Source organism: Methylobacterium sp. WL119 (genome assembly GCF_008039875.1).
Classification (GTDB): Bacteria; Pseudomonadota; Alphaproteobacteria; order Rhizobiales; family Beijerinckiaceae; genus Methylobacterium.
In genome coordinates this window covers 1-11,576 of the sequence record NZ_VRUU01000132.1, presented here as the reverse complement: position 1 = coordinate 11,576, position 11,576 = coordinate 1, and the positions used below count along the sequence as shown (strand labels likewise).

The window sequence follows — 11,576 nt, the reverse complement described above, 5'->3', positions numbered from 1 at the left end:
GTTGCAGCCCGGGTCGGCCGGCGCGCCGGTGCTCGACCGGGCGGGCGGCCTCGCGGGGCTCGTGGCGTCCTATCCGGCGGCGCCGCGGCTGATCGCGGGCGTGATGCCGCCGGCGAGCTTCCCGGTGATCCCGGGGACGGTCGTCGCCGCCGTCCTGGGCGAGGCCGGCATCGCGACGCGGCCGTCGACCGCCGGTGCCGGCAGCGTCGGCGCCGCCGCCTCTGCGGTCGGCGGCGCCGTCATCGGGATCGTCTGCGCCCGCTAGAGCGGTTTCGAGCGCGGTGGATCCCGGCTCGCGTGAAGAAGATCAGACCTCACGGAAAACAGAGCCCCCTCCGCGATCCGCAGATCGCGGAGGGGGCGTCGGGAGCCGGTCCCCGATCGCGGATCGCGGAACCGGGCCCCCGCGTCCGGCGTCAGAGCCGGCCGGTGACCAGCAGCACGATCAGGACGATGATCAGGATGCCGCCGAGGCCGAAGCCCGGGCCGCGATAGGCGCCGCCGCCGAGGAAGCCGCCACCACCGAAGGCGAGAATGATCAGGATGATGAGCAGAATGGTGACGAGCGACATGGAAGAAAGTCTCCGCGGGAGCGCACGGGTCGTGAGCTTGACCGTTCAAACGCCGCGACAATCCGTTCCGTTCAAATAATTCGCACGCAAACGTGACGGACGGTTTTGCCGGCTCAAGCGTGCCAGTCCGGCAGCGGCGCGCCGGCTTCGTCCAGCCAGTCCGGCGTCGGCAGGCCGCGCTCGCGCAGGAAGGCGGGGTTGAACAGTTTCGAGGCGTAGCGCGCCGCCCCGTCGCAGAGGATCGTCGCGATGGTGTGGCCGGGGCCGAGCACCCGCGCCAACCGGATCGCGCCGGCGACGTTGATGCCGGACGAGCCGCCCAGCGACAGCCCCTCCTCCCGCATCAGCCCGAACACGATGTCGAGCGCCTCCGCGTCGGGGATGCGGAAGGCGTGGTCGGGCGCGAAGCCCTCGAGGTTCCGGGTGATCCGCCCCTGGCCGATGCCCTCGGTGATCGACGAGCCCTCGGCCTTGAGCGTCCCGGCGGTGTAGTGCGCGTGGAGCGCCGAGCCCTCGGGGTCGGCGAGCGCGATCGCGACCTCGGGGTTGCGCGCCCGCAAGGCGAGCGCCGTCCCGGCGAGCGTGCCCCCGGTGCCGGCGGCGCAGACGAAGCCGTCGAGGGTGCCGCCGGTCTGGTCCCAGATCTCGGGGCCGGTGTGCCGCTCGTGCGCGCCGCGGTTGGCGACGTTGTCGAACTGGTCGGCGAAGAACGCGCCGGCGGGCTCGGTGGCCGCGAGCCGCTCGGCGAGGCGGCGCGCCACGTGGACGTAGTTGTTCGGGTTGGCGTACGGCACCGCCGGCACCTCGACGAGGCGGGCGCCGGCGAGCCGCAGGGTCTGCTTCTTCTCCTCCGACTGGGTGACCGGGATGACGATCACCGTGCGGTAGCCGCGCACGGAGGCCACCAGCGCCAGCCCGATCCCGGTGTTGCCCGCCGTGCCCTCGACGATGGTGCCGCCCGGCCGGATCAGCCCGCGCGCCTCGGCGTCCTCGACGATCGCGCGCGCCGCCCGGTCCTTCACCGAGAGGCCGGGATTGAGGAACTCGGCCTTGCCGAGGATGGTGCAGCCGGTCTCCTCCGACGCCCGGCGCAGCCGGATCAGCGGCGTGCCGCCGATCGCCGCCAGCACGTCGGGGCGGGTGCCCCACTCCGCATCCGTCGCCACGCCCATGCCGGTGCCTCCGCATCGCGCGCCTCCCGGGGCGCCGCCCTCCGCGATAGATCAGAAGGCGGCCCATCGGAAGCCGGGGGGCGGCGCCCCGGCGATCAGGCCGGGCGCGGCGCCTCGATCATCGCGCGGACGCGCTCGGCCATGGCGTCGACGGAGAACGGCTTGGTCACCACCGCCATGCCGGGGGCCATGTGGCCTTCGCCGAGCGCGGCGTTCTCGGCGTAGCCGGTGATGAACAGCACCTTCAAGTCGGGCCGGCGGGCGCGGCCGGCATCGGCCATCTGGCGCCCGTTCATCCCGCCCGGCAGGCCGACATCGGTCACCAGCAGGTCGATGCGCACGTCCGATTGCAGCAGCTTGAGGCCGGCGGCGCTGTCGCTCGCCTCGATCGCGGTGTAGCCGAGGTCCTCCAGGATGTCGGCGAGCAGCATCCGCACCGTCGGCTCGTCGTCGACCACCAGCACCGTCTCGCCCTGCCCGGAGCGCGGCCGCGCCGGGCCGGCCGCCACCTTGTCCTCGACCTCGGCATCGCCGTGGTGGCGGGGCAGGAAGATGCTCACGCGGGTGCCGGCCCCGACCTCCGAGCGGACCCGCACCTCCCCGCCCGACTGCTTGGCGAAGCCGTAGATCATCGAGAGCCCGAGGCCGGTGCCCGCCCCCATCGGCTTCGTCGTGAAGAACGGCTCGAACACCCGGGCGACCACCTCCGGCGGCATGCCGGTGCCGGTGTCGGCCACGCACAGCGCGAGGTATTGCCCCTCCGGCATGTCGTGCTGGCGGGCGGCGCGCGCGTCGAACCGCGCGTTGGCGGTCTCGACCGTGATGCGGCCGCCGTCCGGCATCGCGTCGCGGGCGTTGATGCACAGGTTCAGCAGCGCGTTCTCGAGCTGGGACGCGTCCACCAGGGCGGTCCACAGCCGCGCGCCGGCGGCGACCTCGACCGGGATGCCCGGGCCGACGGTGCGCTGGATCAGCTCGTGCATCCCCGCCACGAGGCGGTTCACGTCGGTGGGCCGTGGATCGAGGGTCTGCCGGCGCGAGAAGGCCAGCAGCCGGTGGGTCAGGGCCGCGGCGCGGCGCGCGGCGCCCTGGGCGGCGGCCATGTAGCGCGCGACGTCCTCGACCCGGCCCTGCCGCATCCGGGTCTGCATCATCTCCAGCGACCCGGCGATGCCCGCGAGCAGGTTGTTGAAGTCGTGCGCGAGGCCGCCGGTGAGCTGGCCCACCGCCTCCATCTTCTGCGACTGGCGCAGGGCGTCGGCCTGCTCCCGCTCGAGCGTGGTGTCGCGCCCCGAGGCGTAGACGCGGCCGTCCTCGAACGCGGCGGTCCAGGCGAACGACCGGTACGAGCCGTCCTTGTGGCGGAAGCGGTACTCGTACGGAACCGTGAGCGGCCGCTCCAGGATGGCGGCGAAGGCCGCCAGGGTCGCGGCGAGGTCGTCCGGGTGGGTGTAGGCGGCAAACGACCGGCCGATCAGCTCGTCGTCGCGCCAGCCCAGCAGCTCGGCCCAGGTCGGGTTGACGCTCTCCAGGGTGCCGTCCGGCAGCGCCACGATCAGCAATTCCTGCGACAGCCGCCAGGCCCGGTCGCGCTGGGCCGTCCGCTCGGCGACCCGCGTCTCCAGGGTGAGGTTGAGCTCCCGCAGCGCGGCGGTGGCCTCGTCGGCGGCGCGCCGCGCCGCGAGCAGGTCGCGCTCGTAGCGCCGGCGGTCGGAGGCGTTGAACACGGTGATCCGGATGAAGCGGATCTCGCCCGCCTCGTCCCGGCGGACCACCGCGTTGACCAGCACCGGCAGCGTCTGGCCGTCCGCGCGCACGAGGTCGAGGGCGACCTCGTTGAAGAAGCCCTGCATCCGCAGCAGCGGCGCGAAATGGGTCTCGTAGTAGATCTTGCCGGCGATGGTCAGCAGGTCGAGGAAGCGGCGCCCGACGAGGTGGCCGGCCGGGTATCCGGTCCAGGTCGCCAGCGTCCGGTTGACCTTCGACAGGCGCCCGCTCGGCAGGGCCGAGGCGTAGCCGCAGGGCGCGTTCTCGAACAGGTCGGCGAGGTCGTCGGCCTCCTGCACCCCGGAGGTGGGCGTCGCCTCGTCCACGTCATCACCCTCGGAGGAACGCCTCGATCGCCGCGACCGTCGCCTCGGGCGCGCTGAGGTTCGGGCAATGCCCGGTCGCGTCGAGCAGGACGAGCGCGCTGCCCGGCAGGTTGCGGTGGACGTACTCGCCGACCTCCCGGGGGGCGATCACGTCCTCCGCGCACTGGATCACCAGGCAGCGGGCGGCGACGTTCTCGAGGTCGGCGCGGTTGTCGGACAGGAACGTGGTCCGGGCGAAGCGCTTGGCGATGTCCGGATCAGTGCGGCAGAAGCTGTTGGTCAATTCCGCGCCGAGCTCGGGGCGGTCGGCGTTGCCCATGATCGTCGGGGCCATCGCCTGGGACCAGCCCATGTGGTTGCTGTCGAGGAAGTTGAGCAGTTCCTCCACCTGCGCCGCGGTGAAGCCGCCGACGTAGCCGTCCTCCGCGTCGTCGACGTAGCGCGGCGAGGGGCAGACCAGGACGAGGGTGTCGAACAGCTCGGGCGCCGCCTTCGCGGCGAGGATGCCGACCATGGCGCTGACCGAGTGGCCGACGAAGACGCCGCGCCGCACGCCGAGGGCGCGGGCGAGCGCGACCACGTCGTCGGCGTAGCCGTCGAGCGTGGCGTACCGCGCCGGGTCGTAGGCCGACAGGTCCGAGCCGCCGGCGCCGACATGGTCGAACAGCACCGTCCGGTAGCGATCCTCGAAGGCGGGCGCCACGAAGCGCCACATGTTCTGATCGCAGCCGAAGCCGTGGGCGAAGACCATCGCGGTCTCGCCGGCCCCGGCGATCTTCGTGTTGTGCCGTTGTACGACCGACAAACCCGCGTTCCCCCGCCGAAAACCGGTCTAGCACGCATCGCCGTGCCGTGCGCGGGGCCCGGATACCGGTAAAACCCGGCCGGCGGGCTCACGAACTCGACAGCCCGGCCGAGGCGCCGCCGGGACGGCACGCTCCTTGCCGGGCGGGGGCGGGCCGAACGTCACCGGGGGCCGAGCGAAACCGGGGGATCAGTCGCGTCGCCGGCTGGCATCCCCGAGAGCCGCCCGACATGGTGCCGGATGCCGCCGCGCGGATCGGAGCGACCATGGCTGACACGGATCAACCCTCCGGCCTGACGGGGCGCAAGACCGTCGAAGACATCCTCGCCGGGGGCGAGAGCGACGGGCATCAGCTCTCGAAATCGCTCGGCCTGTTCTCGATCATCGCGATGGGCATCGGCGCGGTGATCGGCGCGGGCATCTTCGTGCTCACCGGCACGGCGGCCGCGCAATATGCCGGGCCGGGGATCATGCTGTCCTTCGTCGCCGGCGGCATCGCCTGCGCCTTCGTCGGCCTGTGCTACGCCGAGATGGCCGCGCTCATCCCCGTGGCGGGATCGAGCTACACCTACACCTACGCGACGCTGGGCGAGTTCTTCGCCTGGATCATCGGCTGGGACCTGATCCTCGAATACGCCATGGGCGCGGCCACCGTGGCGGTGGGCTGGTCCGGCTACGTCGTCAGCCTGCTCAAGGATGTCGGGCTCGTCATCCCGCCCCGCTTCACCGCCGCGCCCGGCACCGCGGTGAAGCTCGCCGACGGGTCGGACGCCACCGCGCTGATGAACCTGCCGGCGGTGCTGATCGTCGGGCTGCTCACGCTGATGCTGGTGCGCGGCACCAAGGAATCGGCCCGGCTCAACAACGTCATGGTGGCGGTGAAGCTCACCGTGGTGCTGGCCTTCATCGTGCTCGGCTACGGCTACATCAAGCAGGCCAACTGGACCCCGTTCATTCCCGACAACGACGGCAGCTTCGGCCATTTCGGGTGGAGCGGCGTGCTGCGCGGCGCGGGCGTGGTGTTCTTCGCCTTCATCGGCTTCGACGCGGTCTCCACCGCCGCGCAGGAGGCGAAATCGCCCCAGCGCGACATGCCGATCGGCATCCTCGGCTCGCTCGCGATCTGCACGGTGCTCTACGTGCTGGTCGCCGCGGTGCTCACCGGCGTGGTGCCCTACAAGGACCTCAACGTCCCCGACCCGATCGCCAAGGGCGTCGACGTGATCGGCATCGCCTGGTTCTCGGCGCTGATCAAGCTCGGGGCGCTCACCGGGCTCACCACCGTGATCCTGGTGCTGCTCTACGGCCAGAGCCGGATCTTCTACACCATGGCCAACGACGGGCTTCTGCCGCGCCTGTTCGCCCACGTGCACCCGACCTACCAGACGCCCTATCGCAGCCAGATCCTGATCGGCGCGGCGGTGGCGATCGTGGCGGCGCTGGTGCCGATCGGGATCCTCGGCGAGATGGTCAGCATCGGCACGCTCGCCGCCTTCATCCTGGTCTGCGGCTCGGTGATCTACCTGCGCCGCTCGGACAAGGAGATGTACCGGCCGTTCCGCGTGCCGGGCGTGCCGACGGTGCCGATCCTCGGCATCCTGTCCTGCCTGTTCCTGATGGCGGGCCTGCCCCTCGACACCTGGCTGCGGCTCGTCGTGTGGATGGCGATCGGCTTCGCGATCTACTTCTTCTACAGCCGCAAGCACTCGGTGCTCCGCCGCCGGGACGGGACCACGGCGTGAGGGGCGGCCGTGCCGCTCCGATCGCGCGATGTCAGACGCCTCGGGGCAAGCGGTGCCCTAAGATCGCATCGATCTGCCGACCGATCACCGCCGTGCACGGATCGTCGGAGGCGCAAGCGCGGGCAACGAGGCGGGAATTCGATCGCTTGTTCGCGACAGGGGCCAGGCGCCGCTTCCGACGAGCCGTCCGGTACCGTCAGGCAGAGATGCGTGAGCCTGGTACCCTCGTAGAGGAAGCTTACCCGAACACGTACCCCCCGTTGATCCGCAGGCCGACCTCGCGGCCGGCGGCGTAGCGCTCGCCGTCGGAATCCTCGACGATCAGCAGGCCGCCGTCGGGGCGGCCGACCTCGATGCGCTGGCGGCCCTGGCTGCGGTAGGACGAGCGGACGGTGCCGGTGAGGTGGGCGGTGGCGGGCTCCACCAGCTGGAGCTGCCAGGGCCGCACGAACAGCTTCACCGGGCCGATGAGGCCGGCGGGCGCGGCGACCGGGGTCGGCTTGCCGTCGACGCGGACCCGGCCGCCCTCGGCGATCGCCTCGACCTCGATGGCGTCGCCGAGGAAGCGCAGCACGGTGGCCGAGGCCGGGTTCTCCTGGACCTCGTCCGGGGTGCCGACCTGCTCGAGCCGCCCCTTGTCGAGCACGGCGACGCGGTCGGAGAGCTCCAGCGCCTCGTCCTGGTCGTGGGTGACGAAGATCGTGGTCTGGCCGGTGCGGTCGTGGATCTCGCGCAGCCAGCGGCGCAGGTCCTTGCGGACCTGCGCGTCGAGCGCGCCGAACGGCTCGTCGAGGAGCAGGACGCGCGGCTCGACGGCGAGCGCGCGGGCGAGCGCGATGCGCTGGCGCTGGCCGCCCGAGAGCTGCGAGGGATAGCGGTCGGCGAAGCCCGACAGCCGGATCAGGTCGAGCAGCTCGCCGACGCGGCGCTTGATCTCCTGCGCCGGCGGCCGCTCCGCGCGCTTTCGCGCGTTCAGCCCGTAGGCGATGTTGTCGGCCACGCTCATGTGCTTGAACAGCGCGTAGTGCTGGAACACGAACCCGACCGCGCGCTGCTGCACCGGCAGGAAGGTGGCGTCGTCGCCGCCAAACAGGATGCGGCCGCGGTCCGGCGTGTCGAGCCCGGCGATGATGCGCAGCAGCGTCGTCTTGCCCGAGCCCGAGGGGCCGAGCAGGCCGAGCAGCTCGCCCGCGCGCACGTCGAGGTTGAAGTCGTGCAGCACGGCGGCCGTGTCGAAGGTCTTCGACAGGCCTTCGACGCGGATCGCGGTCGAGTTCGCGTTAATGCCGTGCCCGCGACCCGAGCTCCGCCCCGTAGCGCCATTCGAGGAGGGATTTGAGGGCGAGGGTGACAAGGGCGAGTCCGGCAAGGAGCGAAGCGACGGCGAAGGCGGCGACGAAATTGTACTCATTGTAGAGGATCTCCACGTGGAGCGGGATGGTGTTGGTCAGGCCGCGGATATGCCCGGACACCACCGAGACCGCGCCGAACTCGCCCATGGCGCGGGCGTTGCAGAGAAGCACGCTGTAGAGCAGGCCCCAGCGGATGTTGGGGAGCGTCACCGTGCGGAAGGTGTGGAGGCCGGTGGCGCCGAGCGTCAGCGCCGCCTCCTCCTCGGCGTTGCCCTGCTCCTGCATCAGCGGGATCAGCTCGCGGGCGACGAACGGGAAGGTGACGAACACCGTCGCCAGCACGATGCCGGGCAGCGCGAACAGGATCTGGATGCCGTGGTCCTGCAGCCAGCCGCCGAACAGGCCGCGGCTCCCGAACAGCAGCACGTAGATCAGCCCCGAGACCACCGGCGAGACCGAGAACGGCAGGTCGATCAGCGTGATCAGCAGGCTCTTGCCGGGAAACTCGAACTTGGCGATGGCCCAGGCGGCTGCGACCCCGAAGACGAGGTTGAACGGCACGGCGATCGCCGCCACCGTCAGCGTCAGGCGGATCGCGGTCCAGGCGTCGGGCTCGAAGAAGGCCTCGAGATAGGCGCCCACGCCGCGGGAGAGCGCCTGGGCGAACACCGTGAACAGCGGCAGCACCAGGAACAGCGCCAGGAACACCACCGCGGTGCCGATCAGCAGCCCGCGCACGAGGCGGCCCTCGCTGGCGGCCTCCTCCTGCGCCGGCGCGGCCGTCAGGCTCAGATCAGACATAACCGAACCTCCGGCGGCTCCAGGCCTGGATCAGGTTGATCGCCAGCAGGGTCAGGAACGAGATCCCGAGCATGATCGTGGCGATGGCGGCCGCGCCCCCGTAATCGAACTCCGAGAGCTTGATGACGATCAGCAGCGGCGCGATCTCGGAGACGTAGGGCAGGTTGCCGGCGATGAAGATGATCGAGCCGTACTCGCCGACGCCGCGGGCGAAGGCCAGCGCGAAGCCGGTGAGCACCGCCGGGATCAGCGGCGGCAGCACCACCTTGATCAGCGTCGTCCACCGGGTGGCGCCCAGCGTCGCGGAGGCCTCCTCGACCTCCTTGTCGATCTCGGCGATCAGCGGCTGCACGGTGCGCACGGCGAACGGCAGGCCGATGAACACCATGGCGATGAAGATGCCGACCGGCGTGTAGGCCGCCTGGATGCCGAGCCGCGCCAGCTGCGCGCCGACGAGGCCGTTCGGGGCATAGAGCGAGGCCAGCGCGATGCCCGCCACCGCGGTCGGCAGGGCGAAGGGCAGGTCGACCACGGCGTCGACGAGCTTGCGGCCCGGGAAGCGGTAGCGGGTCAGCACCCAGGCGACGAGGAAGCCGAACACCGAGGCGGTGAGCGCGGCGAGCAGCGACACGCCGAAGCTGATCCTGAGGGCGCTGGCCACGCGCGGGTCGGTGGCGACGTACCAGATCCCCGAGAGGCCGAGGCCCGAGGCCTTGGCGACGAGGGCGGCCAGCGGCAGCAGCACCACCAGCCCGAGGCAGGTCAGCGTGTAGCCGAAGGTGAGCCCGAAGCCGGGGATCACGCTGGCTTGTCGGAAGCGCCGCTTCGGGCGGGGTGGGGCGACCATGGGAAGTCTCTCGAGAAACGTTCGGATCGGTCGACGCGGCCGGCCCGATCGCGGGTCCCTTCTCCCGGCGACCTCGGGCCTGCCCGGGATCGGCTGCCCGGATAGGGAGAGGGGGTCGGTCGGCGCTACCGCCCCTGGCGGCTCAGCTGGTCGAACAGGCCGCCGGTGTCGAAGTTCCGCTTCTGGATCTCGTCCCAGTTGCCCTGGAGATCCTCGATCTTGAACAGCTTGATGTCCGGCAGCTGCTTGAGGTCGGCCTCGGCCGCCGCGGCGGGCTTGAACGGGCGGTAATGGTGCTTGGCGAAGATCGCCTGCGCCTTGTCGGTGTAGAGGAAGGCCAGGTAGGCCTCGGCCTGCTTGCGGGTGCCCTTGCGGTCGACGTTGGCGTCGACCAGCGCCACCGGCGGCTCGGCGTAGATCGAGGTCGGCGGCACGACGATGTCGAACTTGTCGGCGCCGAACTCCTGGAGCACGAGGTAGGCCTCGTTCTCCCAGGTCGGCAGCACGTCGCCCAGGCCCCGCTGGGCGAAGGTGACGGTGGAGCCGCGGGCGCCGGTGTCGAGCACCGGCACGTTCTTGTAGACGGTGCCGACGAAGGCGTCGGCCTTGGCCGCGTCCTTGTCCTGGTTGTAGGCGTAGCCCCAGGCGGCGAGGAAGTTCCAGCGCCCGCCGGCCGAGGTCTTGGGGTTCGGGGTGATGACCTTGATGTCGGGCTTGGCGAGGTCGCCCCAGTCCTTGACGCCCTTCGGGTTGCCCTTGCGCACGAGGAACACCACCGTCGAGGTGTAGGGCAGGCCGGCATTCGGCTGCTTGCCGCGCCAATCCTCGGGGATGCGCTTGGTGAGCTTGGCGATCGCGTCGATGTCGGAGGGGATGCCCAGCGTCACCACGTCGGCGTCGACCCCGTCGATCACCGTGCGGGCCTGCGAGCCCGAGCCGCCATGCGAGGCGCGCACCGTCACGGTCTCCCCGGTCCTGGCCTTCCAGTCCTCGGCGAAGGCCGCGTTGATGTCGCGGTAGAGCTCGCGCGTCGGATCGTACGAGACGTTGAGCAGGGCCGTCTCGGCGTGCGCGCCGACCACCGTGAGCAGGCCGCCGGCCAGGCACAGCCCCGCCAAGGCCGCCCGCCGCCCGATCCGCCCCGTCCGCCGTGTTCCGTGCCGCTCGCTCACGCCGATCCTCCGGTCATCACCGCGGGATGCGCGCCGGCCTCGGCCCGTATCCCCTACGAAGAGACCGGGTTTTCGTTCTTTTTACAGAACGTTGTCAACTGGTCGAGCGGCGCTGCACGACCGGAACACGGCGCTTCGATGCGCCATCGCTTGCCGAGCCCGCTGGTATTTCACACGCGAAAAACCGGATCTTCTCCGAACCGTCCCATCCGAAGAAGATATTTGCGGTGACCGGCCCGTTTCTTAGAACGAACGTTTTAGCGTCTCGGGCCGAACGGTGCCGCGCCTGCGAGGCGATGACGGACAGGCGACGGCGCAGCCGCGATCCCGTCCAGGCATGCATGGACGCGGAGGAACCGCGAGGCCGCGGACGCCCTAGCTGTCGAGGTATCCCGCCTCGGCCAGCGCTTCGGCCACGGCCTCGAACCAGGGATCGCCGGGGGCGGGGCCGTCGGCCTGCGGGGCGAAGGCGTGGTCGGCCGCCGGGCGGGCCGCGGGCGCGTCGGCGCGCAGGCGGGCGCCGAGGCCGAAGAAGCCGGACGCCGCCGTCAGGGCCCCGCCGATCGCTGTCATCGTCATGCCGCACCCCGTTCGCGAACCGATCGTTAACGATGGTGTGGGGAAAGCGTTGCACACGCAAGGCGTGCACGTTCGGACGCGCCGTCGGCGCTTGCCTGCGGCTCCGCGGTGACGTGGCCGGCCTGCATCGCCGGCGGGACTTTTCGCGCTTCGCCGGCGGCCCCGCGGACAGGGCCCGGGCGCCCGGGCTATGGACGGCGGCGCGCCGGACCGGCCGCCCCAACCGACAAGATGTCCATGACCGTCATCGCCCTCGTGCTCGTCGCCAACCTGCTGCTCGCCGGGCTGTTCTCCCTCGTCGCCATCGCGGTCGACTGAGGAGGGCCCGGCGCCGGGCGTCAGCGGCCGAGCGGGCGATCGAGGGGGCCGTTCAAGGGGCCGTCGAGCGGATGGAGCCGGTCGGCGGCGACCGGGCCCGCGCCCCGCAGGCGGACGGGGCGC

General features: G+C 71.4%; 12 protein-coding genes and 1 pseudogene. 3 read left to right on the top strand and 10 right to left on the bottom strand.

Annotated features, from left to right (window positions below):
* Positions 1-265 (top strand): annotated as a pseudogene (locus FV227_RS29330) (serine protease); the annotation flags it as partial.
* 151 nt (positions 266-416) lie between these two features.
* Here FV227_RS29330 and FV227_RS25910 read toward each other — a convergent pair.
* From FV227_RS25910 to FV227_RS25895, 4 genes are all read right to left on the bottom strand, one after another.
* Complete coding sequence (locus tag FV227_RS25910; RefSeq protein ID WP_147729453.1) at positions 417-572, bottom strand: DUF3309 domain-containing protein; 156 nt, start codon at positions 570-572, stop codon at positions 417-419.
* A gap of 113 nt (positions 573-685) precedes the next feature.
* On the bottom strand, positions 686-1,744 hold the full coding sequence (locus tag FV227_RS25905; protein ID WP_147729454.1) for a cysteine synthase A: 1,059 nt from the start codon (positions 1,742-1,744) through the stop codon (positions 686-688).
* Positions 1,745-1,839: 95 nt separating this feature from the next.
* Positions 1,840-3,837, bottom strand: a complete 1,998-nt coding sequence (locus FV227_RS25900) for a PAS domain-containing hybrid sensor histidine kinase/response regulator (protein ID WP_147860230.1) — start codon at positions 3,835-3,837, stop codon at positions 1,840-1,842.
* A 4-nt stretch (positions 3,838-3,841) separates the two neighbouring features.
* A complete protein-coding gene (locus tag FV227_RS25895; RefSeq protein ID WP_187274955.1) occupies positions 3,842-4,642 on the bottom strand; it encodes an alpha/beta hydrolase in 801 nt (266 codons plus the stop codon).
* A 266-nt stretch (positions 4,643-4,908) separates the two neighbouring features.
* Here FV227_RS25895 and FV227_RS25890 point away from each other — a divergent pair, with 266 nt between their 5' ends.
* On the top strand, positions 4,909-6,384 hold the full coding sequence (locus tag FV227_RS25890) for an amino acid permease (RefSeq protein ID WP_147727626.1): 1,476 nt from the start codon (positions 4,909-4,911) through the stop codon (positions 6,382-6,384).
* 238 nt (positions 6,385-6,622) lie between these two features.
* Here the strand turns inward: FV227_RS25890 and FV227_RS25885 are convergent, their stop codons facing one another.
* The 6 genes from FV227_RS25885 to FV227_RS25865 form a co-directional block, all read right to left on the bottom strand.
* A complete protein-coding gene (locus tag FV227_RS25885) occupies positions 6,623-7,648 on the bottom strand; it encodes a sulfate/molybdate ABC transporter ATP-binding protein (protein ID WP_281406275.1) in 1,026 nt (341 codons plus the stop codon).
* 16 nt (positions 7,649-7,664) lie between these two features.
* Positions 7,665-8,537: a sulfate ABC transporter permease subunit CysW gene (gene cysW, locus FV227_RS25880; RefSeq protein ID WP_147860229.1), complete on the bottom strand. Its 873-nt coding sequence runs from the start codon at positions 8,535-8,537 to the stop codon at positions 7,665-7,667.
* A complete protein-coding gene (gene cysT, locus FV227_RS25875) occupies positions 8,530-9,384 on the bottom strand; it encodes a sulfate ABC transporter permease subunit CysT (protein ID WP_147727628.1) in 855 nt (284 codons plus the stop codon). The genes cysW and cysT overlap by 8 nt, the downstream gene beginning before the upstream one ends.
* A 125-nt stretch (positions 9,385-9,509) precedes the next feature.
* Positions 9,510-10,502, bottom strand: coding sequence for a sulfate ABC transporter substrate-binding protein (locus FV227_RS25870; RefSeq protein ID WP_243985829.1), 993 nt, complete (start codon positions 10,500-10,502; stop codon positions 9,510-9,512).
* Positions 10,503-10,650: 148 nt separating this feature from the next.
* On the bottom strand, positions 10,651-10,899 hold the full coding sequence (locus tag FV227_RS29325) for a hypothetical protein (protein WP_147727629.1): 249 nt from the start codon (positions 10,897-10,899) through the stop codon (positions 10,651-10,653).
* A 32-nt stretch (positions 10,900-10,931) separates the two neighbouring features.
* Positions 10,932-11,135 (bottom strand): hypothetical protein, encoded by a 204-nt coding sequence (locus tag FV227_RS25865; RefSeq protein WP_147860228.1) that lies wholly within the window; start codon positions 11,133-11,135, stop codon positions 10,932-10,934.
* Positions 11,136-11,243: 108 nt separating this feature from the next.
* On the opposite strand from FV227_RS25865, the gene FV227_RS25860 reads away from it, so the two are divergent.
* The gene (locus tag FV227_RS25860) at positions 11,244-11,453 is read left to right on the top strand and encodes a hypothetical protein (RefSeq protein WP_147860227.1); all 210 of its coding nucleotides are present in this window, start codon (positions 11,244-11,246) and stop codon (positions 11,451-11,453) included.
* Positions 11,454-11,576 lie beyond the last annotated feature (123 nt).

Excerpts from the sequence above, each read along its gene's own strand:
- FV227_RS25910 (WP_147729453.1), bottom strand. The coding sequence starts at position 572 with ATGTCGCTCGTCACCATTCTGCTCATCATCCTGATCATTCTCGCCTTC.
- FV227_RS25905 (WP_147729454.1), bottom strand. The coding sequence starts at position 1,744 with ATGGGCGTGGCGACGGATGCGGAGTGGGGCACCCGCCCCGACGTGCTG.
- FV227_RS25890 (WP_147727626.1), top strand. The coding sequence starts at position 4,909 with ATGGCTGACACGGATCAACCCTCCGGCCTGACGGGGCGCAAGACCGTC.
- cysW (WP_147860229.1), bottom strand. The coding sequence starts at position 8,537 with ATGTCTGATCTGAGCCTGACGGCCGCGCCGGCGCAGGAGGAGGCCGCC.
- cysT (WP_147727628.1), bottom strand. The coding sequence starts at position 9,384 with ATGGTCGCCCCACCCCGCCCGAAGCGGCGCTTCCGACAAGCCAGCGTG.
- FV227_RS29325 (WP_147727629.1), bottom strand. The coding sequence starts at position 10,899 with ATGCATGCCTGGACGGGATCGCGGCTGCGCCGTCGCCTGTCCGTCATC.
- FV227_RS25865 (WP_147860228.1), bottom strand. The coding sequence starts at position 11,135 with ATGACGATGACAGCGATCGGCGGGGCCCTGACGGCGGCGTCCGGCTTC.